Raw genomic sequence first — 25,775 nt, 5'->3', positions numbered from 1 at the left:
CTTTCTCGCACTCGCCCCGTGGAGCCCGCAGTCATGAATTTCAATGAGTACCCCGTTGATTCGCTGATGTACATCACGAACCGCCCCGAGATCGTGTTCACGCACGGCAAGGGTTCCTGGCTCTACGACAACACGGGCAAGCGCTATCTCGACTTCATCCAGGGCTGGGCCGTCAATTCGCTCGGCCACTGCAACGAAGGCATGATCGAGGCGCTGGAAAAGCAGGCGCGCACGCTGATCAACCCGTCACCGGCGTTCTATAACGGTCCGATGGCGCAGCTCGCCGGCCTGCTCACCGCGAACAGCTGTTTCGACAAAGTGTTCTTCGCGAACAGCGGCGCCGAAGCGAACGAAGGCGCGATCAAGCTCGCGCGCAAGTGGGGCAAGAAGTTCAGGAGCGGCGCGTACGAAATCATCACGATGGATCACAGCTTCCACGGCCGCACGCTCGCGACGATGTCCGCGAGCGGCAAGACCGGCTGGGACACGATCTATGCGCCGCAAGTGCCGGGCTTCCCGAAGGCCGATCTGAACGACATCGCGTCGGTCGAGAAGCTCATCAACGAGAAGACGGTCGCGGTGATGCTGGAGCCGATTCAGGGCGAAGGCGGCGTGATCCCCGCGACGCGCGAATTCATGCAGCAACTGCGCGCGCTGACGAAGAAGCACAACATCCTGCTCATCGTCGATGAAGTGCAAAGCGGCTGCGGTCGCGCGGGCACGTTGTTCGCCTACGAGCTGTCGGGCATCGAGCCGGACATCATGACGCTCGGCAAGGGCATCGGCGGTGGTATGCCGTTGGCGGCGCTGTTGTCGACGGCGGATATCGCGTGCTTCGAAGCAGGCGATCAGGGCGGCACGTACAACGGCAATCCGCTGATGACGGCAGTCGGCTATTCGGTGATCTCGCAACTCGTCGCCCCGGGTTTCCTCGAAAGCGTGCGCGAGAAAGGCGATTATCTGAAGCAGGAACTGCTGAAGCTGTCGGACGAGCGCGGCTTCAAGGGCGAGCGCGGTGAAGGCCTGCTGCGCGCATTGCTGCTCGATAGCGACAAGGGTCCGCAGATCGTCGAGAAGGCGCGTCTGATGCAGCCGGATGGCGTGCTGTTGAACGCGGCGCGTCCGAACCTGCTGCGCTTCATGCCCGCCTTGAATGTCACGAAAGACGAGATCGATCAGATGCTCGCGATGCTGCGCTCCGTGCTCGATTCGCTGTGATCATCCGCACCTTCGATGCAGGCGATCGCGACGCCGTGATCGCCCTGTGGCGCGATGTGTTTCCGGAGTACGCGGATACATCGCGGCCGCAGCGCGATCCGGCGCTGTCGATCGACAACAAGATGAAGACGCAGCCGGAACTGTTCTTCGTCGGCGTGCTCGGCGGCGAAGTCATCGGCACGGTGATGGCCGGGTATGACGGGCATCGCGGATGGGTGTATTCGCTTGCCGTTGCTTCGATGTTGCGCGGACGCGGGTTCGGCAGCGCGTTGATGCGGCATGCGGAAGTCGCATTGGTGAATCTCGGATGCCCGAAGGTCAACTTGCAGATTCTGAGCGTCAAGACGGACTTGCGCGGGTTTTATGAAAAGCTCGGGTATCGGATGGATGAGGTCGTGAGTCTGGGGAAGCGGCTTTGATGAAATGAAAAGGCCGGCTACGAGAGCCGGCCTTTCATCGACGAGAAGCAAAGTTTACTCGCCCAGATACGCCGCCCTGACCTTCGGATCATCCAGCATGATCTTCGCGTCGCCGGACATCGTGACCGTGCCCGAATCCATCACATAGCCACGATTCGCCGCCTGCAACGCGAGCCGCGCGTTCTGCTCCACGAGCAGCACAGTCAACCCTTCCTTCGAGATCTCGCGCACCACTTCGAAGATCTTCTCGACCATGATCGGCGAGAGACCCATCGACGGTTCGTCGAGCAAGAGCAGCTTCGGACGCGACAGCAGCGCACGCGCCATCGCCAACATCTGCTGCTCACCGCCCGACAACGTGCCCGCATACTGCGACGCGCGTTCCTTCAGACGCGGGAAGAAACCGAACATGCGCTCGGTGTCCTTCTGGATGCCGTCCGTGTCGTTGCGCAGGTACGCACCCATCTGCATGTTCTCGAGAATCGACATGCGCGCGAAGATGCCACGGCCTTCCGGCACCATCGCGAGGCCGCGCTTCAGGAGTTCGTGCGTCGGTACGCCCTTGATCGACTGGCCCATGTACTCGATATCGCCGCCCGAGTAAGGCTTCAGACCGGTGATGGCCTTCATCGTCGTGGTCTTGCCCGCGCCGTTCGCGCCGATCAGCGTCACGAGCTCGCCTTGTCCGACTTCCAGGTCGACGCCCTTCACCGCCTGGATGCCGCCGTAATTCACCTGCAGACCTTTGACTTTCAACATCGCATTCATGGTCGCCATTTAGTGCACCCCCGCACCCAGATATGCCTCGATCACCTTCGGGTCCTTCTGCACGTCCTGCGGCAGACCTTCGGCGATCACCTTGCCGTAATCGAGCACCGTCATGCGGTTGCACAATCCCATCACGAGTTTCACGTCGTGTTCGATCAAAAGAATCGTCTTGCCGTCCGAACGGATCTTGTCGAGCAGACGCGTGAGCTCGACCTTCTCCGTCGCGTTCATGCCGGCTGCGGGTTCGTCGAGCGCGAGCAGCTTCGGATCGGTTGCGAGCGCGCGCGCGATTTCCAGTCGGCGCTGATGCCCGTACGACAGATTCCGCGACGTGTAATCCGCGTATTGCAGCACGCCGACGTACTCGAGCAATTCGAGTGCGCGTTCCTTGATCTCGCGCTCCTCACGGCGTTCGGCAGGCGTCTGGAACACCGCGCCGAGGAGACCGTGTTTCGTGCGGACGTGCCGGCCGACCATCACGTTCTCGAGCGCCGTCATGCCGCCGAACAAACGAATGTTCTGGAACGTGCGCGCGATGCCCGCCTTCGCTACCTGATACACGGCGGTCGGCGTATAGGCCGTGCCGTCGAGACGGAACTCGCCGGAATCCGGCGTGTAGAGGCCCGTGATCACGTTGAAGAACGTCGTCTTGCCCGCGCCGTTCGGCCCGATCAGGCCGTAAATCGTGCCTTCCTCGATTTCGAGGCCGACATCGGACAATGCCTGCAAGCCGCCGAAGCGCTTGTTGACGCCTTTGACGGAAAGTCGCGTTTGCTTTTGGCTCATTTTCTGTATCCCCCGCTTATGCGCGCACCGGCTTTTTATTGCCGCGCTTCGCGATCTTCGCGATCTTGTCTTCGTGTTTCGCGGCGGGCCACAGGCCTTCCGAGCGATACAGCATGATCAGCACCATCGCCAGGCCGTACAGCAACTGGCGGATGACTTCGGTATCCACGATCTGATGACCGAAGATGGCGTGTTGCAGCGGACCCATCGTCGTGCGCAGGAATTCGGGGAACACGGCGAGCAGCACCGCGCCCAGAATCACGCCCGGAATATGGCCCATGCCGCCCAGCACCACGCACGCCAGCACGACGATCGATTCCCAGAACGTGAACGATTCCGGCGACACGAAGCCCTGGAACGCGCCGAACATCGCGCCGGACAAACCGCCGAACGATGCGCCCATCGCGAACGCGAGCAGCTTCACGTTGCGGGTGTTGATGCCCATCGCCTTCGCGGCGATTTCGTCTTCGCGGATCGCCGCCCACGCGCGGCCGATACGCGAATGCTGCAGACGGGTACACACCCAGATCACGAACAACGCGCACAGCACGAACAGGTAGTAATACAGGTACACCGACGGGAATTTGAAGCCGAGAAACTCGTGCGTCTGCGCGAGGCTGAAGTCGCCGACGTGCACCGGAGAGATGCCCGTAATGCCCTTCGGACCGTTCGTGATGTTGATCGGGCGATCGAGGTTATTCATGAAGATCCGGACGATTTCCCCGAAGCCCAAGGTCACGATCGCGAGGTAGTCGCCGCGCAGGCGCAGCGTCGGTGCGCCGAGCAGCACGCCGAAAGTCGCCGCGAGCGCCATCGCGATCGGCACGATGATGAAGAACGGGAAGTGGAGTCCGGTCGGCGCGAGCGCCGCGATCCATTCGAACTGCGTCGAAAGCTGCGGCGACGACAGCAGCGCCGCCGTATAGGCGCCGACCGCGTAAAACGCGATGTAGCCCAAGTCGAGCAGGCCGGCGAAGCCGACCACCACGTTCAGGCCGAGCGCGAGCATCACGTAGAGCATCGCGAAGTCGAGCACGCGGACCCAGTAGTTGCCGCCCGCGGCGCCGATGACCATCGGCGCGGCAATGACGAACACGGCGGTGAGAATGCCCACGACGAGCGTTTTCGTCATGTTCTTCTCGGGGATGAGCGTCGTGGACGGCTCAATCGGTTGAATCGAAGTCATTTTTATGAGCTCCTCACACAGTCTTTAAGCGCGGTCCGCGACACGTTCGCCGAGCAGACCCGACGGACGGAACACGAGCACGATGATCAGCACGATGAAGGCGAACACGTCTTGATAGTTACTGCCGAAGACGCCGCCCGTCAGGTTGCCGATATAGCCGGCGCCCAACTGTTCGATGAGACCCAGCAACACGCCGCCGACCATCGCGCCGCCCAGGTTGCCGATGCCACCGAGCACCGCCGCCGTGAACGCCTTGAGGCCGGGAATGAAGCCCATATAGAAGTGGGCGTTGCCGTATTCCGACGCGATCATCACGCCGGCGAGCGCCGCCAGCGCCGAGCCGATCATGAAGGTCGCGGAAATCACGAAGTTCGGGTTCACGCCCATCAGCGAGGCGTTCGCCGGATTCTCGGCGATGGCGCGCATCGCGCGGCCGAGCTTCGTCTTGTGCACGAGGAGCAGGAGACCTGCCATCACGATGAACGCAACGACGATGATCACGATTTCGGTCATCGAAATGACGGCGCCCGGACGGGTTTCGTCGGCGGCGATCACGTTGATCGGATCGGTCGGCAGAAGCTGCGGGAACGCGAGCGGGTTGCGGCCCCAGATCATCATCGCGATGGTCTGCAGCAGAATCGACACGCCGATCGCGGTAATCAGCGGAGCCAGGCGCGGCGCCTTGCGAAGCGGCCGGTACGCGACTTTTTCGATGGTGTAACCGACGAGCGCGCAGACGATCGCGGCGACGATCAGCGCGATCGTCAGCATGATCGGTCCGGGTATGCCGGGCGCATGGTTCTGCATGACGCCGATGGCCGACAACGCGACCATCGCGCCGACCATCAGCACGTCGCCGTGCGCAAAGTTGATGATGCCGAGAATGCCGTACACCATCGTATAACCCAACGCGATGATGGCGTAGACGCTGCCAAGCACCAGACCGTTGATGATCTGCTGGATGAAAATATCCATCTAAAGCTCCTTAGCCCCGTGCGTTCAGATAATGCCTTTATCACCGGCCGATAAACCGGTGTGAAGCGAAATCTGAAACGGCACTGCGCGTACTTTTGAAAAACCGGTAAGGGTCAATCGTCCGATCGTCCGCTCGCTGCCGGATGAGGCTGCGGGCGTTTCCCGGACGGATACGAAAACGGCGCTGTAGATTGAGCGCCGCCAGCCTGCTGCTACTTACTGCCTTACGACGTCGAGCACGTCCTTCTTCTTGTCCTTGAAGTCGTAAAGCGTGATGGTGCCCGCCTTCAAATCGCCCTTGTCGTCGAATGCGATGTGCCCGGTCAGACCGTTGAAGTCCGTCGTGGCGATCGCAGCGAGCACTTTGGGCGCTTCGATCGAATTGGCGCGCTTCATTGCGTCGACGATCACGTACATCGCGTCATACGTGAACGGCGCGTAAATCTGCACCGGCGCGTGAAAGCGTGCTTCGTACTTCTTCTCGAAGTCCGCTCCCTTGTCCATCTTCGAAAGCGCGAGGCCCGCCTCCGAGCAGACGATGTTCTGCACCGCATCGCCCGCGAGCTCGGCCAGCTTCGCGGTGCAGACGCCGTCGCCCGCGAGAATCTTCGCCTTGATGCCGAGCGCCGCCGCTTCCTTCGCGAACGGGCCGCCCGTCACGTCCATGCCGCCGTACATCACGACGTCCGGCTGGATGCGCTTGATCTTGGTCAGGATCGCCTTGAAATTGCGCGCTTTCTCGGTGGTCTGCTCGCGAGCGGCGATCTTCACGCCGCCGGTCTGAACGGACTTCGAGAATTCATCCGCCAGTCCCCGGCCATAAGCCGATGCATCGTCCACCACGACGACTTTCTTCGCGTGCAGCGTCTTCATCGCATAGCCGGCCAGCACGGGGCCCTGCAGCGCGTCGGTCGCGACGACGCGGAACGTCGTCTTGTAGCCCTGCTTCGTGTACTCCGGGTTCGTCGTCGACGGCGAAATCTGTGCGATGCCCGCATCGCTGTAAATCTTCGACGCCGGGATCGACACGCCCGAGTTCAGGTGGCCGATCACCGCGATCACGTGATCGTCGACGAGCTTCTGCGCGGCTTCCGTGCCGACGCGCGGATCGGCAGCATCGTCCTGGCTGTCGAGCTCAAGGCGGATGGAACGCCCGTCGATCGTCAAACCCTGCGCGCTGATCTCTTCCAGTGCCAGACGCGCGCCGTTTTCATTGTCCTTGCCCAAGTGGGCTTGCAGGCCCGTCAGCGGCGCTACATGACCAATCTTCACGACCGTTGCTTCGCTCGCCGGCGCGGGCGCAGACGCGACCGGCACGGCAGCCGAACTGGCTGCCGATGCCGCCGTATTCGCCCCGCTTTCGTCCTTCTTGCCGCATGCGGTCGTCATTGCAACCGCAGCCGCGATGGATACCGCGTGAGCAAACTTGAATCGCATCAAATAGGTCTCCTGCGCCTCTAAAAACTGTTGTCGCGAAGCCTTCTGGCCTCAAGACGCGCGAATTGTAACGCTAAATATGAGACGGGCAATATTCTTGCGTGGCGGGGTTTTCCTGCATTGCAACCTCTATTTTCCGGCGATTTTCCGGCAAAGGCGCAACCAGGTTGCGATCTGATTTTGTGCAGTAGTTGCACCATAACGGGCGCAGGTTTAATCGGCTGAATTTTAGGGTTACGTTTGCGTATCTGAATTAAGGGCAAACCCTGAATCAATTAAACGAAAATGCCGGCTGCGGCGCGCGCCCCAAAACGGGGCTCACGTTTGGTTTCATCTTGCGCGCGAGGGTTCCGTCGGGCTGGTGTGCTAGCCAACCGCGGACGAAAAAAAAGCGCCCGGAGGCGCTTTTTCGAAGCATCTGTCTAAATTACTGCGGCAGCGACAACCCGCGCGGCAGCGGAAACGAGATCGTCTCTTCGATGCCTTCCAGCGAGCGCACATTGCGCACGCCCAGCTCGCGCAGCCGTGCGATCACCGCCTGCGCCAGCACTTCCGGCGCCGATGCGCCCGCCGTCACGCCAATGCGCTTCTTGCCTTCGACCCACTTCGGATCGATCTGCGTCGGCGAATCCACCATATAGGAAGGGATGCCGCGCTTTTCGGCCACTTCGCGCAGACGGCTCGAATTCGAGCTGTTCGGGCTGCCGACGACGATCACGACATCGCATTGCGGCGCGAGGAACTTAACCGCGTCCTGGCGGTTCTGCGTCGCGTAGCAGATGTCCTGCTTCTTCGGCTCCTTGATCTCCGGATACTTGGTCTTGAGTGCGTCGATGATCGCGGAGGCATCGTCGACCGAAAGCGTGGTCTGCGTGACGTACGCGATGCGCTGCGGGTCGGGCAGATCGAGCTTCAGCACGTCCTCGATATCTTCCACGAGATGCATGCCCTCGCCCGACTGGCCCATCGTGCCTTCGACCTCGGGGTGACCCTTGTGGCCGATCATCACGATGTCGAAGCCTTCCTGACGCATCTTCGCCACTTCGATGTGCACCTTCGTCACGAGCGGGCACGTCGCATCGAACACGCGCAGGCCGCGTGCCTCGGCTTCGCCGCGCACCGCCTTCGAAACACCGTGCGCGCTGAAGATGAGCGTGGCGCCTTCGGGCACGTCGGACAACTCTTCGATGAAGATCGCGCCCTTCTCGCGCAGATCCGCGACGACATACGCGTTATGGACGATCTCGTGGCGCACGTAGATGGGCGCGCCGAACAGCTTGATCGCGCGCTCGACGATTTCGATCGCGCGATCGACGCCTGCACAGAACCCGCGCGGCTGCGCGAGCAGGATTTCGACGTCGGTCTGAACTTCGTTGAGGCTTTCAATCATGGTTACAGAATTCCGATGATTTTCACTTCGAAGACGAGCGCCTGGCCCGCGAGCGGGTGGTTGAAATCGAACAGCGCCGCGGTCTCGCCGACTTCCTTCAGCACGCCCGCGTAGCGGCCGCCGCCCGGCGCGTTGAATTCGACGAGATCGCCGGGAGAAAAATCCTCGCCGATCATGCTGTTTTCGCGCAGCGTCGCGAGCGACACCCACTGGACGAGCTCCGGATTGCGCGGCCCGAAAGCCTGATCGGGCGCTAGCTGAAAGGTCGAGTGGTGGCCGACCTTCAGGCCCAGCAAAATCTCTTCCAACGGTTCCGCGAGCTGGCCCGCGCCGAGCAGCAGGGTCGCGGGCTTGTCGCTGAACGTGTTGACGATGTCAGCACCATCGGCCAGTGCGAGCCGGTAATGAAGCGTGACGTGCGAACCGGGTTTCACCTCGGAGATATCGATGATGCTCATGAGTATTGGATGTGGCCGTTCATTTGAAGGCAGGGTGCGGACCCCGCATGGGGCGGCTCTTCGGCGCGAGGCAGCGAACCGCGCGGCGCCGGTGCGAACCGGACGCCAAAACCGACATTGTAAGACAGAGTTGTGTCGGCACGTGTCACGCGGCCATGTCCTGCGTGCGCTCGCCCGCGCGACAAGACGTCCCGGAGGCCCGCGATGAGTGCCGATCTCCGGCTCGTCAAGGCGCCCGCCGTGCCCGATGCAGATATTTCCACGAGCACGCCCCGTACACCGATCCGCAAGTGGGCGCGCGCCGACCGGCCGCGCGAGCGGCTGCTGGACACGGGCCCGGCGTCCCTCTCCGACGCGGAACTCTTCGCTTTGTTCCTGCGCACCGGTGTTCCGGGCGCATCGGCCGTCGATGTCGCGCGCCAGCTCATGCGCCGGTTCGGGTCGCTGCGCGGCGTCCTCGACGCGTCGGCGATGGAATTGCGCGAGCAGCGCGGCATCGGTCCGGCGCGTGCCGCCACGCTCCTGGCCGTGTCCGAGCTGTGCCGTCGCGCGCTCGCCGAAAAAGCGCGCGATCGCGAACTGCTGAACGCGCCGGGCGCCGTCGAGGATTATCTGCGGCTTCTGATCGGCACGCGGCCTTACGAGGTGTTCGTCTGCCTGTATCTGGACGCGCGTCACCAGCTTCTGCACGCCGAGGAATCCGCGCGCGGCTCGCTCACACGCGTGGCGGTCTACCCGCGCGAGATCGTGCGGCGCGCGCTCACGCTCAACGCGGCGGGGCTCATCGTCGCGCATAATCACCCGTCGGGCGGGGTCGCGCCGAGCGCGAGCGACCGGCGGCTGACGAAAACGCTGCAGGATGCGCTGACGCTCATCGACGTGCGACTGCTCGATCACATCGTCGTGGCGGCCAACGAGGTGTTCTCGTTCGCGCGGCACGGCTGGCTGTGACGCCAACGCTGACGCCATAAATGGTTTGATAATGCAGCGTTTTTTCTGCTATAGTTCTCGTTTGCTTTTCTCAACCCGCCTGTTCTGAGTTACGGTGAAACAGAGCGCAGTCCTCATTGGCATAACCGTGCTGCCAAGTCCCCGATGGGCAAATCGGGCGAAACGAGGCATCGAACGAAGGATTTTCCTTCAATCGAGCGTTCGGCTCAGACTTAATCGTGTATTAGGAGTGTCCTCATGGCACGCGTATGCCAAGTAACTGGGAAAGGCCCGATGTCGGGCAACAACGTTTCCCACGCAAACAACAAGACCAAGCGTCGTTTCCTGCCGAACCTGCAGAACCGCCGTTTCTTCGTTGAAAGCGAAAATCGCTGGGTCCGTCTGCGCGTCTCGAACGCCGGTCTGCGCCTGATCGACAAGAACGGTATTGACGCCGTGCTCGCAGACCTGCGCGCACGCGGTGAAATCTAAGGAGCACGCACATGGCCAAAGGCGCACGCGACAAGATCAAGCTGGAGTCGACCGCAGGCACGGGTCACTTCTACACGACGACCAAGAACAAGCGCAACATGCCGGAAAAGATGCTGATCAAGAAATTTGATCCGGTCGCCCGCAAGCATGTTGACTACAAGGAAACCAAGATCAAGTAAGCCACTTGATTTTGAGACCTGCCGAAAGGCGAAGACAGCAAAAAGTCTCGCAATTGCGAGGCTTTTTGTTTTTCCGCAGCGCTATTTCACACGCTTTGCACACGACCGTGCGGGGGTTTTCGCTGTCACCGAATGTTCATGCGGGGTATGCTTGCCGGCTATCGACAAGCATACGGACGGAGAACCGGCAGCATGAATTTCGATGTAGCGATCGTGGGAAGCGGGCTCGCAGGTCTGAGCGTCGCGCTGAATCTGGCTCAGACGCGGCGTGTCGCGATTCTCGCGAAGCGCGCGGCGAGCGTCGGCGCGAGCGATTGGGCACAAGGCGGCATCGCGGCCGTGCTGGATTCGGCCGATAGCGTCGACAATCACGTCGACGATACGCTCGTCGCGGGCGGCGGCCTGTGCGACGAGGCGGCGACGCGCTTCATCGTCGAGAACGGGCGCGCGGCGATCGAATGGCTCATCGACGAAGGCGTGCCCTTCACGCGCGATGTCTCCGCCGAACTCGGCTTCCATCTGACGCGCGAAGGCGGCCACAGCCATCGCCGCATCATTCACGCCGCGGACGCCACCGGCCACGCGGTCGTCACGACGCTCGCCGAGCGCGTGCGCAACCATCCGAACATCACCGTGCTTGAGGATCACGTCGCGATCGATCTGATCACGTCCGATCGTCTCGGGCTCCCCGGCCATCGCTGTCACGGACTGTACGCGCTCGACCTGAGCACGGGCCGCACCGTGACGATCCAGGCGCCGCATACCGTGCTGGCGACGGGCGGCGCGGGCAAGGTCTATCTCTACACGACGAACCCCGACACCGCGACCGGCGACGGTATCGCGATGGCGTGGCGCGCGGGCTGCCGCGTCGCGAACATGGAGTTCATACAGTTTCATCCGACGTGCCTGTTTCACCCGTACGCGAAGTCGTTCCTCATCTCCGAGGCCGTGCGCGGCGAAGGCGGCATCCTGCGCCTGCCGGACGGCACGCGCTTCATGCCCGCGCACGACGAGCGCGCCGAGCTCGCGCCGCGCGATATCGTCGCGCGCGCGATCGACTTCGAGATCAAGAAGCGCGGCATCGATTGCGTGTATCTCGACATCAGCCACCAGCCACGCGCCTTCCTCGAAGAGCACTTCCCGACGATTCTCGCGCGTTGCCTCGAATTCGGCATCGATATCGCGAAGGAGCCGATTCCGGTCGTGCCCGCCGCGCATTACACGTGCGGCGGCGTCGTCACGGATCTCGCGGGGCGCACGGATCGGCCGGGACTGTACGCGGTCGGCGAGACGTCATACACGGGACTGCACGGCGCCAACCGGCTCGCGAGCAACTCTCTGCTCGAATGTCTGGTGATCGGCCGCGCGGCGGCACAGGCCATCGAAGCGGACGGTTTCTCGAAGGGCTGTCACGCCGAATTGCCCGATTGGGACGAAAGCCGCGTGTCCGATCCGGATGAAGAAGTCGTCGTCGCGCACAACTGGGACGAGCTGCGGCGTCTGATGTGGAATTACGTGGGCATCGTGCGCACGGACAAGCGGCTCGCGCGCGCGCAGCACCGCATCGCCCTCTTGCGCGACGAGATCCACGAGTACTACGCGAACTTCAAGGTGAGCCGCGATCTGCTGGAACTGCGCAATCTCGTCGATGTAGCCTCGCTGATCGTCGAGTCCGCGTGCTCGCGGCGAGAGAGCCGCGGCCTGCACTACAGCCGCGACTGGCCCGGAACCTTGCCGAAGGCGCTGCCGACGGTGCTCATGCCGCCGGCCGCACGCCGTCGCGCCGTTTAAAGCAGGCGCATCGAGAAATCGGTCGCGCGCACGTCCTTCGTGAGCGCGCCGATGGAAATGCGGTCCACGCCGGTTTCGGCAATGGCGCGCACGGTGTCGAAATTCACGCCGCCGGATACTTCCAGCAATGCGCGGCCGGCCGTGATGCGCACGGCGTCGCGCATCATGTCGAGCGTGAAATTGTCGAGCAGGATCGATTCCGCGCCCGACCCGAGCGCCGTTTCGAGCTGCTCCAGCGTTTCCACTTCGGTCTGGATCGGCACGCCCGTATTCAGCGCGAGCGCCGCGGCCATCGCCGCGGCCACGCCGCCCGCCGCCGCGATGTGATTTTCCTTGATCAGAATGCCGTCGTAGAGCGCGAGCCGCTGGTTCGCGCCGCCGCCCACACGCACCGCGTACTTCTGCGCGAGCCGCAGGCCCGGCAACGTCTTGCGCGTGTCGAGGATGCGCGCCCGCGTGCCTTCGATCGCGTCGACATAACGGCGCGTCGCGGTCGCGACACCCGATAGCAATTGCAGAAAATTAAGTCCGTTGCGCTCGGCCGTCAGCAGCGAGCGCGCCGGGCCGTGCAGCAGCACGACCGGCGCGTTCGCCGCCATGCGCTCGCCTTCGCGGTATTGCCATTCGACCTCGATCGACGGATCGACGCGGCGCATCACCTCGTCGAACCACGGCACGCCGCACAGCACGGCTTCCTCACGCACGATGATCCGCGCCGTGCGCCGCGCATCGGCGGGCACGAGACGGCCGGTGACATCGCCGCTGCCGACATCTTCCTTCAGCGCGTCCTCGACATTGCGCGCGAGGGCCGCATCGAACGCTTCGCCGTACTGGGCGCGGACTTCTTCGAAGAGTGACATCACGCTGCCCCCACGTTCGTGAACAACGATGCGTCTTTCGCCAGATCGCCGCTTGTCTGCACGCGCTTCTTGTGACGCGCGGCGAAGTCGAGCATGCGGTCGATCGGCACGCGCGCGCGCAGCCCGATGGCCGGATCGACGTGAATCTCGTTGTGGCCGCGTTCGAGCACGTCGGCGAGATTGGCGAGACCGTTCATCGCCATCCAAGGGCAGTGCGCGCAGCTTTTGCACGTCGCGCTGTTGCCGGCGGTCGGCGCTTCGATGAACGTCTTGCCGGGCGCGGCGAGCCGCATCTTGTGCAGAATGCCGAGATCCGTCGCGACGATGAAGCGCGTCGCGTCGAGCTTCACGGCGGCATCGATGAGTTGCGTCGTCGACCCGACCACATCCGCGAGCGCGACGACGCCTTCCGGCGATTCCGGATGCACGAGAATCTTCGCGTCGGGGTACTCGTTGCGCAGCAGATCGAGCTCGATGCCCTTGAATTCGTCGTGGACGAGACACGAGCCTTGCCACAGCAGCATGTCCGCGCCGGTTTTCTTCTGGATGTAGCCGCCGAGATGCCGGTCCGGCGCCCACAGAATCTTCTCTCCGCGCGCGTGAAGATCGGCGACGATCTCGAGACCGATCGACGACGTGACCATCCAGTCAGCGCGCGCCTTCACGGCCGCACTCGTGTTCGCGTATACGACGACGGTGCGATCCGGATGCGCATCGCAGAACGCGGAGAACTCGTCGGCGGGGCAGCCGAGATCGAGCGAGCACGTCGCATCGAGATCGGGCATCAGCACGCGCTTGTCCGGGCTCAGAATCTTGGCCGTCTCGCCCATGAAGCGCACGCCTGCGACGACCAGCGTCTTCGCTGCGTGATCGCGCCCGAAGCGTGCCATTTCGAGTGAATCGGCGACGCAGCCGCCGGTTTCGTCGGCGAGTTCCTGGAGTTCGGCATCGACATAATAGTGAGCGACGAGAACCGCCTTCTCCCGCTGCAACAATGCGCGAATGCGCTCCTTGAGCGCTCGCCGCTCTTCCGGCGATGGCGCTTGCGGCACCCGCGCCCACGCCTCGCCCACTCCACACGTCAGGCCTTGCGGCCGGTCGTACTCGACGCTTCTGATCGCTTCCATGTCCCTGTCCCCTGCTTGCTGCTCAAGCAAAACGAAATGCGAAATGCGAAATGCGAAAAACCGTCGCCCAAAAACAAAGACCCCGCCAGAGCGGGGTCTTGTGACGTCCTTAAATTTTAACGGATTACGCGCGTCAGGCGTAGCGGCGCAGACGCAGCGCGAAATCCTGCAACGCTTTGATGCCGCTCGCTTCCGCACGATGGCACCAGTCCTGCAATTGCGTGACCAGTTGCTCGCGCGATGCGTTGGAGCGATCCCACATCGACGACAGGTCCTTGCGCAGCTCGATGAACGTGCGCAGCTTCTGGTTATCCGAAGTCAGTTCGGGCAGTTGCTTGAGCTGCGGCTCGTTCAGGCCGTCTTCGTCCTTGTGGAACCACTTGCGTGCGCCGCGCATCAGCTGATACTTCTCGCGCGCGCCGGCCTCCTTCAGCTTCGACAGTTCCTGCGCGTAGGCGTGCTTGAGCGCCTTGCCGTAGCGCGCCATGACTTCATAGCGGTTCGCCAGCACGGCCTGCAGCGTGTCCTGATCCACAACCGCCTTGCTCGCCGCGAGCTTCGGCGTCGGCGCGACCTTCTTCACCTTCGCGAGGCCGACCATCGACATCAGGCGGATATACATCCAGCCGATGTCGAACTCGTACCACTTGCTCGAGAGCTTCGCGGACGTCGCGAACGTGTGGTGGTTGTTATGCAGTTCTTCGCCGCCGATCAGAATGCCGAGCGGGAAGATGTTCGTCGATGCATCCGACGAGTTGAAGTTGCGATAACCCCACCAGTGCGCGAGACCGTTGACGACGCCTGCCGCCCAGAACGGAATCCAGATCATCTGCACGGCCCACACCGACAGACCGACGATGCCGAACAGCGCGACGTCGAGGACCATCATGACGCTGATGCCGAGGATCGGATAACGCGTGTAGACGTTGCGTTCCATCCAGTCGTTCGGCGTGCCATGACTGAACTTGCGCATCGTTTCTTCGTTTTTCGCTTCCGTGCGATAAAGCTCCGCGCCTTCGAGCAGCACCTTCCAGATGCCGCGCGTCTGCGGGCTGTGCGGATCTTCCTCGGTTTCGCACTTCGCGTGATGCTTCCGATGGATGGCCGCCCACTGGCCGGTCAGCATGCCGGTGGTCATCCACAGCCAGAAGCGGAAGAAATGAGCCGCGACGGGATGCAGGTCCAGCGCGCGATGCGCCTGGCAGCGGTGAAGATAAATCGTGACGCCGGCGATGGTGACGTGCGTCATCGCGAGCGTGAACAGCAGAATCTGCCACCAGGAAAGGTCAAGCAATCCGTTGGCGAGAAATTCGAGCGAAGAATTCAGCAAGGCGTTTTACCTGTATAGCTGTGAAATTCGGGAAAAATGGCCGGTCTGACCGACCTCGAAAGACGTGTTGTGCGCATGAAAGCTATGTGCGCAAGTTCGATCGCATTCTACTGCATGCGTTCCAAGTCGTTGTCCTAAAGGTGAAATTTTTTGAATCGTAGCAAAACGAGGAAAAACTCACGCCCCGAATTGGTGCTGATTCATAGGTCAGATCGAAAGATTGAAGCAGTCGGTCATGCTTGGGTCGCGGGCGCCGCGCCAAGGTCGCGATTTTCGGCACTTAGTACCGATTCGCCGCGCGCCCGGGCGACGCCATCGATAATTCTGATCTCTCGCTGAGCGTACGGAATTTCGATGCCGTTCTCCGAGAATAACCGCCAAACCGCCCGGTTGACCTGCGACCTTACGCCGCCCGTGCCTTTCGCGGCGTCCTCGATCCAGAAACTCAGCTCCAGATTGATGCCGTCCGTACCAAAGCTCGCGAGCAGCGCTGCGGGCGCCGGGTCCTGCAACACGCGCTCGATGCCCTGCGTCGCGTCAGCGAGCAGCTGCATCGCCCGCTCGACATCGCACCGATAGCTCACCTGCACGGCGATTTTCGCGTTGCCGCGCGTGAGATACGACGAGTGGTTCTGCACCACATCGGTGATGAGCTTCTCGTTCGGAATCAGCGTCTCGATGCCGTCGAGCCCGCGCACGACGGTGTAGCGCGTGCGGATTTGCGTAACCGTGCCCTGACTGCCCGCGACGTTGATCATGTCGCCGAGCCGCAGCGAGCGATCCAGCAGGATGATGAAGCCCGACACATAATTGCTCGCGATCTTCTGCAAGCCGAAGCCGAGCCCGACGCCCAACGCGCCGCCGAACACGCCGAGCACCGTTATGTCGATGCCGACGATCGACAGACTCACCAGAATGGCGGCGAGAATCATCAGCGCCCGTCCGATGCGCGCGAGCACCACCTTTAGATTCGCGTCGAGCGAGCGGGCGCGCATCAGGCGATCATCGAGCAGCGCGCCGGCCCACATCGCGACGATCAGCGTCACACACACCCACAGCACGCCCGAGGCGAGCGAGAGCAACGTCATGTGCGCGTTCGCGAAGTTGAAGCGCACGCTCGCCATCCAGTGGACGACATCGTCCTGGATACCCATGACGGTGAACACCATCACGGCCCAGACGATCACCGTCACGAGCTTCTCGAAGAGATAGAGCAGCGCGTTGGCCTCGTGCTCAGCCTGGCCGCGGCTGAACACGCGCCGCGCGACGTAGAGCATCGTATAGATGACGGTGATGCCGCACAGCGGCACGAGCGCGAGGCGCAGAAACGACGTATGAATGAACGGTGCCAGCGCGATTTGCGCGATCGACACGAAAACCGCGCCGAGCAGCGGAAAAAGCGCCTTGTTGAGACTTTCCGCGCCGAAGCGCACGGCTTCGAAGCGCGATTGACGGCGCGCATCGAGCTTCTTGCGAAGCAGACGCGCGCACCACCAGGCCACCGCGAGCAGGCCGATCAGAACCGCCACCTGCCAGATCACTTCCGGCTCGCCGAAATCGCGGAAAATCCGCGCGGAGAGGTCGGTCAGGATCTGCATCGCTTACGCGGTTTCTTCCGCTGCTTTCGGCGCTTTGGCGGCGTCCGGCACACGCTCCAGCACTGCGGCGAAGAAACCGTCGGTGCCGTGCTTGTGTGGCCACAGCGACAGATATTCGCCCGTATCCAGATCGATGCGCTGTTCCGCGAGCACGTCGCGCGCGGGCACGACGCGGAAGTTCGGATGCGCCTCGAGGAACTGTGCGACGACGCCTTCGTTCTCCGCTTCGAGCATCGAGCACGTCGCGTAGACGAGCCGGCCGCCGGTTTTCACGAGACGCGCGGCGCTCGTGAGAATCGAGAGCTGCTTCGGCGTCAGCTCCGCGACGGTCGCGGGCGACTGGCGCCACTTCAGGTCCGGATTGCGGCGCAAGGTGCCGAGGCCGGAGCACGGCGCATCGACGAGCACGCGGTCGATCTTGCCCGCGAGGCGCTTGATCTTCGCATCGTGCTCGCTGTCGATCAGTACCGGATTCACGTTCGACAGACCGCTGCGCGCGAGGCGCGGCTTCAGTTTCGCGAGCCGGCGGTCGGACACGTCGAACGCGTAGAGACGGCCCGTTGAGCGCATCATCGCGCCGAGCGCCAGCGTCTTGCCGCCCGCGCCCGCGCAAAAATCGACGATCATCTCGCCGCGGCGCGGCGCCATCAGCGAACAGAGCAACTGGCTGCCTTCGTCCTGCACCTCGATCCAGCCTTCCTGGAACGGCGCGAGGCGCGTCAGCGCCGGCTTGCCGTCCACGCGGATGCCGAACGGCGCGAACGGCATTTCGCCCGCGTCGATGCCGGCCTCCGTCAGCGCCTTCAGCACGACCTTGCGATCCGCCTTGATCGGGTTCGAGCGCAGGTCGAGCGGCGCGGGATAGTTCAGCGCGGCGGCGAGCTGCGCGAGTTCTTCGGGCGCGAAACGCTTGCCCATCGCGTCGTAGATCCACTGCGGCAGGTTCGTGCGCACGCGCACCGGCAGGCTCGCCGGATCGATCTTCGAGACTTGCGCGAGCCATTGATACTCGTCGGCGGAAACGAACGGCTTCAAGGCGGAGAGGCCCGCCGTCTGCATCAGGCCGAGCAGCGCGAGACGGCGCGCCTGGTTGCCGCTGCCGCTTTCCGCGAGATGCGAAAACTCCATCTTCCGGCGCAGCACGGCGAACACGGCCTCCGCAATCACGCCGCGCTCGCCGTGACCGAGCTTCGGATGCGCGCGGAAGAAGCGGCTCGTCGCGGCATCGGCGGGGCCGGAAAAGCGGAGCACGTCCGCGAGCAAAGTTTCGGTTTGTCCGATCAGAAATCCATGCAGCCTCATGCGCCCTCCCCGGCAATGTCGGCAAAGAGCCATTGCGGCTCAGACGGCGTGAGGGCGACACGTTCGCCCTCGATACAAAGTCGCCCTTCGATGAACCATCGCACCGCGCGCGGATAGATGACGTGCTCGACCTTCAGCACGCGCGCGGCGAGCGCGGCGGCGTCGTCGCCGGCGATGACCGGAATCGCGCCTTGCACAACGATCGGCCCGTGATCCAGCGTCGGCGTCACGAAATGCACGCTCGCGCCGTGCACGCGCACGCCGGCGTCGAGCGCCTGCTGATGCGTGCGCAGGCCCGGAAAACACGGCAACAGCGACGGATGAATGTTGAGCATGCGCCCCGCGTATTTCCCGACGAAGGCATCGGTCAGGACGCGCATGAAACCCGCCAGCACGACGAGATCGGGCTCGAAGCGCTCGATTTCATGCGCGAGCGCGGCATCGAACGATTCGCGCCCATCGAACTGACGATGATCCACCACTTTGGTTTCGATGCCGTTCGCGGCCGCGAAGCCTAACCCGGCGGCATCGGGCCGGTTGGAAATGACCGCGCAGACGCGAGCCGGCCAGCCTTCGCGCGCACACGCGCGCACGACGGCCTCCATGTTGCTCCCGCGTCCGGAGATCAGAATGACGATTTTTTTCATCCGCGGATTTTATCATTCGGCGGGTGCGAAAATCGTGCCAAACGGCAATGCTCAGGCAACGCACGAGGAACACGGCGGGCCGCGCGCGCCCGTCCATGCGTGCGAGCGTCTATAATCTAACGCTTTGCAGCATCAGCCCCTCCCACCGACCAACGCCTATCGTGAGAGTCTTTCGCGGCCTCCCCAATGCCGAAAGCCGGGCGCCCTGCGCACTGACCATCGGCAACTTCGACGGTGTCCATCGCGGTCACCAGGCGCTGCTCGCGCACGTGCGGGCCGCCGCCGACGCGCGCGGCCTGCCGGTCTGCGTGATGACTTTCGAGCCGCATCCGCGCGAGTTCTTCAATCCGGCCGGCGCGCCGCCGCGAATCGCGATGCTGCGCGACAAGCTGGAAGCACTGCGCACCAACGGCGTCGATCGCGTGGTGGTCGAGCACTTCAACAAGACGTTTGCGAGCCAGTCGCCGGATACGTTCGTGAAGAACGTGATCGTCGACGGGCTGCACGCGCGCTGGGTCATGGTCGGCGACGACTTCTGCTACGGCGCGAAGCGCGCGGGCGATTTCGCATCGCTCAAACGCGCGGGCGAGCAATACGGCTTCGAGGTCGAGCAGATGGCCACGGTCGCGCATCCGAACGGCGCGCGCATTTCGTCGTCGTCGGTGCGGGCATCGCTCGTCGCGGGCGATCTCGACGCGGCGCAAGTCGCGCTCGGGCGGCCGTACATCATCAGCGGACACGTCGTGCACGGCGCGAAGCTCGGCCGCGATCTCGGCTTTCCCACGCTGAATCTGCCGATCGCGCACAAGCGGCCGGCGCTCGCGGGCATTTTCGTCGTGCGCGTGCACGGTCTCGCTGATGAGCCTTTGCCCGCGGTCGCCAGTCTCGGCCTGCGTCCGACCGTCGACGATTCCGGCCGCGTGCTGCTCGAAGTCTTCGTGCTCGACTGGCATGGCGACGCCTACGGCAAGCTCGTGCGCGTCGAATTCCTGAAGAAGCTGCGCGACGAGGAAAAGTACGTCGACCTCGAAACGCTCGGCGCGGCCATCGCGAAAGATGTCGACAACGCGCGCGCGTACTTCGGCCTGCCGCCGGCGAGCAACGCGGGCAGCCGGGCCACCGGCTTCGCCATTTCGGCCACCGATCGAATTAGGTGAGCGCGCGGTGCCGCTTTGAGAAAAGCGCGCCGCCCGCTGCCCTCGCCTTCCCGAATCATCGCGCGTCGATAAGCGCCGTCTCCCGAATTCACTGAGTCACCCATGAGCGACAAGAAAGAGAAAGCCTCCTCGAAATACCCCGTCAATCTGCTCGACACGCCCTTCCCGATGCGCGGCGATTTGCCGAAGCGCGAACCCGCGTGGGTCAAGGAATGGCAGGACAAGCAGATCTACGAGAAGATCCGCGCGGCCAGCAACGGCCGCAAGAAGTTCATCCTGCACGACGGCCCGCCGTATGCGAACGGCGACATCCACCTTGGCCACGCGGTCAACAAGATCCTGAAGGACATGATCGTCAAGGCGCGCAATCTCGCGGGCTTCGACGCGGTCTATGTGCCGGGCTGGGACTGCCACGGCATGCCGATCGAAATCCAGATCGAAAAGCAGTTCGGCAAGACGCTGCCCGCCATCGAAGTGATGCAGAAGGCGCGTGCTTATGCCGGCGAGCAGATCGAAAAGCAGAAGCTCGGCTTCCGGCGTCTGGGCGTGCTCGGCGACTGGGACAATCCGTACAGGACGATGAACTTCGCCAACGAAGCGGGCGAAATCCGCGCGCTCGGCAAGATCATGGAAAAGGGCTTCGTGTTCCGCGGCCTCAAGCCGGTGAACTGGTGTTTCGACTGCGGCTCGGCGCTGGCTGAAGCGGAAGTCGAGTACAAGGACAAGACCGATCCGACCATCGACGTGATGTTCGCCTTCGCCGAGCCGGAAAAGACCGCGCAGGCGTTCGGGCTGAATGCGTTGCCGAAGCAGGAAGGCGGCATCGTCATCTGGACGACGACGCCCTGGACCATTCCTGCGAACCAGGCGTTGAACGTGCATCCGGAGATCGTCTACGCGCTCGTCGATACGCCGCGCGGTATGCTGATCCTCGCGCAGGAGCGCGTCGAGGCGTGCCTGCAGAATTACGGCCTGAGCGGTGATGTGATTGCGACGGCGACGGGCGAAAAGCTCGCGAACCTGCGCTTCCATCATCCGCTGGCGGCGGCGCATCCGGGCTACAAGCGCACTGCGCCCGTCTACCTCGGCGATTATGTGACGACCGAAAGCGGCACGGGCATCGTGCATTCGTCGCCGGCCTATGGCGTGGAAGACTTCGTGTCGTGCAAGGCGCACGGCATGGCGGATTCGGACATCATCAATCCGGTGATGGGCGATGGCCGCTACATCGAATCGCTGCCGCTTTTCGGCGGGCTGTCGATCTGGAAGGCGAATCCGCAGATCGTCGAAGCGCTCGACGGCGCCGGCTCGCTTCTCAAAAGCGAAAAGTACACGCACAGCTACATGCACTGCTGGCGCCACAAGACGCCGATCATCTACCGCGCGACCTCGCAATGGTTCGCCGGCATGGACGTGAAGCCCAAGGACGGCGGCAAGACGCTGCGCGAAACCGCGCTGGAAGGCGTCGAGAACACGGCGTTCTATCCGTCGTGGGGCAAGCAGCGGCTTTACAGCATGATCGCGAATCGCCCGGACTGGACGCTCTCGCGTCAGCGTCAATGGGGCGTGCCGATGGCGTTCTTCGTCCACAAGGAAACCGGCGAGCTGCATCCGCGCACGCTTGAGTTGCTGGAGGAAGTGGCGAAGCGCGTCGAGGAAGGCGGCATCGAGACGTGGCAGTCGCTCGATCCGCGCGAGCTGATCGGCGACGACGCCAACATGTACGAAAAGAACCGCGACACGCTCGACGTGTGGTTCGATTCCGGCACGACGCACTGGCACGTGCTGCGCGGCTCGCACAAGGATTCGCTGCAGTTCCCCGCCGATCTGTATCTCGAAGGCTCGGACCAGCATCGCGGCTGGTTCCATTCGTCGCTGCTGACGGCATCGATGCTCGATGGCCGTCCGCCCTACGACGCGCTTTTGACGCACGGCTTCACCGTCGATGGCGAAGGCCGCAAGATGTCGAAGTCGCTCGGCAACGGTATCGATCCGCATGAGGTGGCGAACCGGCTCGGCGCGGAAATCATCCGTTTGTGGATCGCGTCGACGGATTACTCGGGCGAGCTCGCGATCTCGGAAGAAATCCTGAAGCGCGTGACGGAAACGTATCGACGCATCCGCAACACGCTGCGCTTCCTGCTCGCGAATCTGTCGGACTTCGATATCGGCAGGAACGCGGTGCCGGTCGCCGATTGGCTCGAGATCGACCGCTACGCCGTCGCGCTCACGCACAATCTGCAGGACGACGCGCTCGCGCACTACGAGAAGTACGAGTTCCATCCGGTCGTCGCGAAGATCGCGACGTTCTGCTCGGAAGATCTCGGCGGCTTCTATCTCGACGTGCTGAAGGACCGCCTCTACACGACGAAGCCCGATTCACGCGAGCGCCGCAGCGCGCAGACCGCGCTGTTCCATATCGCGCACGGCTTGCTGCGGCTCGTCGCGCCGTATCTGTCGTTCACGGCGGAAGAAGCGTACAAGGTGCTCAAGCCCGGTCAGGAGACGATCTTCACGGAAGTCTTCGCGACCTATCCGGACATCGCGAACGGCGGCGACTTGCTCGACAAGTGGACGCTCATCCGCAGCGCCCGCAGCGACGTGACCAAGGCGCTCGAAGAAGCGCGCACGGCGAATCAGATCGGTTCGTCGCTACAAGCGGAAGTCGTCGTGCGCGCAAGCGGTGCGCGTTATGACGCGCTGTCCAGCCTCGGCGATGCGCTACGCTTCGTGCTCATCACGTCTTCGGCGCAAGTCGAGAAAGTCGCGAGCGAAGCGGAAGAAGGCGTCGATGTCGCCGCGTCGAGCTACATGAAGTGCGAGCGCTGCTGGCACTATTGCGCGGACGTCGGCTCGCACGCCGATCATCCCGGCTTGTGCGGCCGCTGCTTCTCCAACCTCTTCGGCGCCGGCGAAACGCGAGGCGCAGCATAATGGCTCGAACGATGGCGAAACAAACTTCCAGCAGTGCAAGCAGCGGTTCGCTCGTGCCGTGGCTCGGCGTCGCGCTGATCGTGATTCTGTTCGATCAGCTGACGAAGATCGCGGTGCAGCGCGTGTTCGCCTACGGCGATCCGCATGCGCTCACGCCCTTCTTCAACCTGCTGCTCGTCTATAACCGCGGCGCGGCGTTCAGCTTCCTCGCGATGGCGGGCGGCTGGCAACGCTGGGCGTTCACGGCGCTGGGCGTCGTCGCGGCCATCGTCATTTGCTATCTGCTGAAGAAGCACGCAGCGCAGCGGCTCTTCTGCCTCGCGCTCTCGCTCATCATGGGCGGCGCGATCGGCAATGTGGTCGACCGGATCGCATACGGGCACGTGATCGACTTTCTGGACTTTCACGTGAACACGTGGCACTGGCCCGCGTTCAATCTCGCCGACAGCGCGATCACCATAGGCGCGGTGCTGTTGATCTTCGACGAACTGCGGCGCGTACGCGGTTCGAAGTGATGTTCCCTGGCGCGGCTCCCTCCTCGGAGCCGCGCTTTTTTTGCGATGGAGGCAAGTTGGAACTCGCGGGCAAACATCTCGTTTTGGGGCTGACCGGCGGCATCGCCTGCTACAAGATCGCCGAACTCACTCGTCTGCTCATCAAGGCCGGCGCGACGGTGCAGATCGCGATGACCGAGGCGGCCACACAGTTCATCACGCCCGTTACGATGCAGGCGCTCTCGGGCCGCCCTGTCTACACGTCGCAGTGGGATGCGCGCATGCCGAACAACATGGCGCATATCGACCTCTCGCGCGAAGCGGATGCGATCGTCATCGCGCCCGCCTCCACCGACTTTCTCGCGAAGCTCGCACACGGCACGTGCGACGACCTGCTCTCGACGCTGTGCATCGCGCGCGATTGTCCGCTGCTCGTCGTGCCCGCGATGAACCGTCAAATGTGGCAGAACCCGGCGACGCAACGAAACGTCGCACAGCTTCGCGCGGACGGCGTCGAAGTGCTCGGTCCGGATTCAGGATCGCAGGCGTGCGGTGAAGTCGGCGACGGCCGCATGATCGAACCCGAAGCTGCTTTCGAAGCGATCTGCGCGTTCTTCCAGCCGAAGTTCCTGCGCGGACAGCGCGTGCTCATTACCGCGGGTCCGACCTTCGAGCCGCTCGATCCGGTGCGCGGCATCACGAATCGATCGTCGGGCAAGATGGGCTTCGCGCTCGCGCGCGCGGCGGCGCAGGCGGGCGCGGACGTGCATCTCGTCGCGGGTCCGGTGTCGTTGCCGACGCCGTGGGGCGTCTATCGCGAAGATGTGCAAACCGCGCAGCAGATGCACGACGCCGTGATGGCCGCCACGTCCGACGCCGATATTTTCATCGCGGTGGCGGCGGTCGCGGACTGGCGCGTCGATCATGTGAGCGAGCAGAAGATCAAGAAGCTTCCGGGCGCGACGCAGCCGAGCTTCAATTTCATCGAGAATCCCGACATTCTCGCGACGGTGGCGAAGCTGCCGAACCCGCCCTATTGCGTCGGCTTTGCTGCCGAAAGCGGCGATCTCGAAGTGCATGGCGAAGAGAAGCGCAAGCGCAAGAACGTGCCGCTTCTCATCGGCAATATCGGGCAACTGACGTTCGGGCGCGACGACAACGAAGTCGTGCTCTTCGAAGCCTCCGGTTCGACGCCGTTGCCGCGCGCCGACAAGCAGGAACTCGCGCGCACGCTGATCGCGGAAATCGCGAAACGTGCGCCTCGCAGTGGCGCTTCATTGCTCTCATGACCAGACTTTCAGTACTCGACCAAACGCCCGTCATCCACGGACACACCGTCGCCGATGCCATCGCCGCGACGCTCGATCTCGCGCAACTCGCCGACGATCTCGGCTACACGCGCTATTGGTGCGCGGAACATCACGGCCTGTACGGCGTGTCGAATCCGTGCCCTGAAGTCATGCTGGCGCGCATCGGCAGTCTGACTAAGCGCATTCGCATCGGCTCGGGCGGCGTGATGCTGCCGTATTACTCGCCGTTCAAGGTCGCCGAGCAATTCCTGATGCTCGAAGCGCTGTTTCCGAATCGCGTCGATCTGGGTGTGGGACGCGCGCCCGGCGGCGACATGCGCACGGCGCAGGCGGTCGCGGCGGGTTCGTACAATCGCGGCGACGTGTTTCCGCAGCAGGTCGCGGAACTCATCGCGCTCTTCAGCGGCAATATTCCCGACGACTCCCTCGCCAAAGGCGTGCTGCTGCAACCGCAGATCGCGACGCGTCCCGAACTATGGATGCTCGGCTCCAGCGATTTCGGCGGGCTGCTGGCGGCGCAACTCGGCATCCGCTTCGCGTTCGCGCATTTCATCAACGCGCAGTATGGGCATCGCGTGGCGGAGGCGTATCGCGAGCGCTTCGTCGCCGGTCATGAAACGAAGCCTTATCTCGCTGCGGCCGTCTTCGTCATCTGCGCCGATACGGAGCGCGAAGCCGAAGCGCTCGAACGCGCCGTCGATCTGCGTCGCGTGCAAATGGCGTATGGCGTCAATCAACCGATTCCGTCGATCGCGCAAGGCATCTCGCAGGTGTACGGCGAGCGCGAGCTCGCGGTGATCGCGCAAGAGAAGGCGCGCAGCATCATCGGCACGCCGGAGCGCGTGACCGAGCAGATGCACATCCTGCAACAACGCTTCAACGCCGACGAACTGATCGTGATCACGGTCGCCGGCAGCTACGCCGCGCGCACGCGGTCCTATGAACTTCTGGCCGAAGCCTTCGAACTCGGCCGCTGAATCCCGAACA

At 63.2% G+C, this 25,775-nt stretch carries 24 protein-coding genes; 11 read left to right on the top strand and 13 right to left on the bottom strand.

From position 1 onward, the window contains the following. Nucleotides 1-33 precede the first annotated feature (33 nt). Both AWB74_RS03225 and AWB74_RS03220 read left to right on the top strand, forming a co-directional pair. Nucleotides 34-1,218 carry an acetylornithine transaminase gene (locus AWB74_RS03225; protein ID WP_061145350.1) on the top strand — a complete coding sequence of 395 codons (1,185 nt, stop codon included), beginning with the start codon at nucleotides 34-36 and terminating at the stop codon, nucleotides 1,216-1,218. Beyond that, nucleotides 1,215-1,637, top strand: coding sequence for a GNAT family acetyltransferase (locus AWB74_RS03220; protein ID WP_061145349.1), 423 nt, complete (start codon nucleotides 1,215-1,217; stop codon nucleotides 1,635-1,637). Before AWB74_RS03225 ends, AWB74_RS03220 begins: the two co-directional genes overlap by 4 nt. A gap of 54 nt (nucleotides 1,638-1,691) precedes the next feature. Here the strand turns inward: AWB74_RS03220 and AWB74_RS03215 are convergent, their stop codons facing one another. The 7 genes from AWB74_RS03215 to AWB74_RS03185 all read right to left on the bottom strand — a co-directional run bounded on the left by AWB74_RS03215 (nucleotide 1,692) and on the right by AWB74_RS03185 (nucleotide 8,637). Beyond that, a complete protein-coding gene (locus AWB74_RS03215; RefSeq protein WP_014190634.1) occupies nucleotides 1,692-2,414 on the bottom strand; it encodes an ABC transporter ATP-binding protein in 723 nt (240 codons plus the stop codon). Continuing rightward, entirely contained in the window at nucleotides 2,415-3,191 is a 777-nt protein-coding gene (locus tag AWB74_RS03210; RefSeq protein ID WP_014190633.1) for an ABC transporter ATP-binding protein, read from the bottom strand. It abuts the gene before it with no gap. A gap of 16 nt (nucleotides 3,192-3,207) precedes the next feature. Next, nucleotides 3,208-4,377, bottom strand: coding sequence for an ABC transporter permease subunit (locus AWB74_RS03205; RefSeq protein WP_061123619.1), 1,170 nt, complete (start codon nucleotides 4,375-4,377; stop codon nucleotides 3,208-3,210). 24 nt (nucleotides 4,378-4,401) lie between these two features. After that, a complete protein-coding gene (locus AWB74_RS03200) occupies nucleotides 4,402-5,352 on the bottom strand; it encodes a branched-chain amino acid ABC transporter permease (protein ID WP_061145348.1) in 951 nt (316 codons plus the stop codon). 216 nt (nucleotides 5,353-5,568) lie between these two features. Next, nucleotides 5,569-6,789: a branched-chain amino acid ABC transporter substrate-binding protein gene (locus AWB74_RS03195; protein WP_061145579.1), complete on the bottom strand. Its 1,221-nt coding sequence runs from the start codon at nucleotides 6,787-6,789 to the stop codon at nucleotides 5,569-5,571. A gap of 427 nt (nucleotides 6,790-7,216) precedes the next feature. Next, entirely contained in the window at nucleotides 7,217-8,179 is a 963-nt protein-coding gene (gene ispH, locus AWB74_RS03190) for a 4-hydroxy-3-methylbut-2-enyl diphosphate reductase (RefSeq protein ID WP_061123621.1), read from the bottom strand. 2 nt (nucleotides 8,180-8,181) lie between these two features. After that, nucleotides 8,182-8,637, bottom strand: coding sequence for an FKBP-type peptidyl-prolyl cis-trans isomerase (locus AWB74_RS03185; protein ID WP_061145347.1), 456 nt, complete (start codon nucleotides 8,635-8,637; stop codon nucleotides 8,182-8,184). 204 nt (nucleotides 8,638-8,841) lie between these two features. On the opposite strand from AWB74_RS03185, the gene radC reads away from it, so the two are divergent. From radC to nadB, 4 genes are all read left to right on the top strand, one after another. Further along, a complete protein-coding gene (radC, locus tag AWB74_RS03180) occupies nucleotides 8,842-9,588 on the top strand; it encodes a RadC family protein (protein ID WP_061145346.1) in 747 nt (248 codons plus the stop codon). A 237-nt stretch (nucleotides 9,589-9,825) separates the two neighbouring features. Further along, entirely contained in the window at nucleotides 9,826-10,059 is a 234-nt protein-coding gene (rpmB, locus tag AWB74_RS03175; protein WP_008351171.1) for a 50S ribosomal protein L28, read from the top strand. Between the two features lie 11 nt (nucleotides 10,060-10,070). Beyond that, complete coding sequence (gene rpmG, locus AWB74_RS03170; protein ID WP_014190626.1) at nucleotides 10,071-10,238, top strand: 50S ribosomal protein L33; 168 nt, start codon at nucleotides 10,071-10,073, stop codon at nucleotides 10,236-10,238. Nucleotides 10,239-10,430: 192 nt separating this feature from the next. Continuing rightward, entirely contained in the window at nucleotides 10,431-12,029 is a 1,599-nt protein-coding gene (nadB, locus tag AWB74_RS03165) for an L-aspartate oxidase (RefSeq protein WP_061145345.1), read from the top strand. Here nadB and nadC read toward each other — a convergent pair. The 6 genes from nadC to purN form a co-directional block, all read right to left on the bottom strand. Beyond that, entirely contained in the window at nucleotides 12,026-12,889 is an 864-nt protein-coding gene (nadC, locus tag AWB74_RS03160; protein ID WP_061145344.1) for a carboxylating nicotinate-nucleotide diphosphorylase, read from the bottom strand. The genes nadB and nadC overlap by 4 nt on opposite strands. Next, complete coding sequence (nadA, locus tag AWB74_RS03155; RefSeq protein ID WP_061145343.1) at nucleotides 12,889-14,016, bottom strand: quinolinate synthase NadA; 1,128 nt, start codon at nucleotides 14,014-14,016, stop codon at nucleotides 12,889-12,891. The genes nadC and nadA overlap by 1 nt, the downstream gene beginning before the upstream one ends. Before the next feature lie 133 nt (nucleotides 14,017-14,149). Further along, the gene (locus AWB74_RS03150) at nucleotides 14,150-15,346 is read right to left on the bottom strand and encodes a DesA family fatty acid desaturase (RefSeq protein ID WP_061145342.1); all 1,197 of its coding nucleotides are present in this window, start codon (nucleotides 15,344-15,346) and stop codon (nucleotides 14,150-14,152) included. A gap of 233 nt (nucleotides 15,347-15,579) precedes the next feature. Beyond that, complete coding sequence (locus AWB74_RS03145; protein ID WP_061145341.1) at nucleotides 15,580-16,944, bottom strand: mechanosensitive ion channel family protein; 1,365 nt, start codon at nucleotides 16,942-16,944, stop codon at nucleotides 15,580-15,582. Nucleotides 16,945-16,947: 3 nt separating this feature from the next. Then, a complete protein-coding gene (locus AWB74_RS03140) occupies nucleotides 16,948-18,246 on the bottom strand; it encodes an RsmB/NOP family class I SAM-dependent RNA methyltransferase (RefSeq protein ID WP_061145340.1) in 1,299 nt (432 codons plus the stop codon). Then, nucleotides 18,243-18,893: a phosphoribosylglycinamide formyltransferase gene (gene purN, locus AWB74_RS03135; RefSeq protein WP_061145339.1), complete on the bottom strand. Its 651-nt coding sequence runs from the start codon at nucleotides 18,891-18,893 to the stop codon at nucleotides 18,243-18,245. The genes AWB74_RS03140 and purN overlap by 4 nt, the downstream gene beginning before the upstream one ends. Before the next feature lie 161 nt (nucleotides 18,894-19,054). On the opposite strand from purN, the gene AWB74_RS03130 reads away from it, so the two are divergent. The 5 genes from AWB74_RS03130 (at nucleotide 19,055) to AWB74_RS03110 (ending at nucleotide 25,765) form a co-directional block, all read left to right on the top strand. Next, nucleotides 19,055-20,050 (top strand): bifunctional riboflavin kinase/FAD synthetase, encoded by a 996-nt coding sequence (locus AWB74_RS03130; RefSeq protein WP_061145338.1) that lies wholly within the window; start codon nucleotides 19,055-19,057, stop codon nucleotides 20,048-20,050. Between the two features lie 102 nt (nucleotides 20,051-20,152). Then, on the top strand, nucleotides 20,153-22,984 hold the full coding sequence (gene ileS, locus AWB74_RS03125; RefSeq protein WP_061145337.1) for an isoleucine--tRNA ligase: 2,832 nt from the start codon (nucleotides 20,153-20,155) through the stop codon (nucleotides 22,982-22,984). Continuing rightward, complete coding sequence (gene lspA / locus AWB74_RS03120; RefSeq protein ID WP_061145336.1) at nucleotides 22,984-23,499, top strand: signal peptidase II; 516 nt, start codon at nucleotides 22,984-22,986, stop codon at nucleotides 23,497-23,499. The genes ileS and lspA overlap by 1 nt, the downstream gene beginning before the upstream one ends. After that, on the top strand, nucleotides 23,499-24,767 hold the full coding sequence (gene coaBC / locus AWB74_RS03115; RefSeq protein WP_061145335.1) for a bifunctional phosphopantothenoylcysteine decarboxylase/phosphopantothenate--cysteine ligase CoaBC: 1,269 nt from the start codon (nucleotides 23,499-23,501) through the stop codon (nucleotides 24,765-24,767). The genes lspA and coaBC overlap by 1 nt, the downstream gene beginning before the upstream one ends. Continuing rightward, complete coding sequence (locus AWB74_RS03110) at nucleotides 24,764-25,765, top strand: LLM class flavin-dependent oxidoreductase (RefSeq protein ID WP_061145334.1); 1,002 nt, start codon at nucleotides 24,764-24,766, stop codon at nucleotides 25,763-25,765. The genes coaBC and AWB74_RS03110 overlap by 4 nt, the downstream gene beginning before the upstream one ends. Nucleotides 25,766-25,775: the final 10 nt, after the last annotated feature.

Source organism: Caballeronia arvi, from assembly GCF_001544695.2.
Classification (GTDB): Bacteria; Pseudomonadota; Gammaproteobacteria; order Burkholderiales; family Burkholderiaceae; genus Caballeronia; species Caballeronia arvi.
The sequence above is the reverse complement of the archived record's forward strand: the minus strand, read 5'-3'. Positions and strand labels throughout refer to the sequence as shown.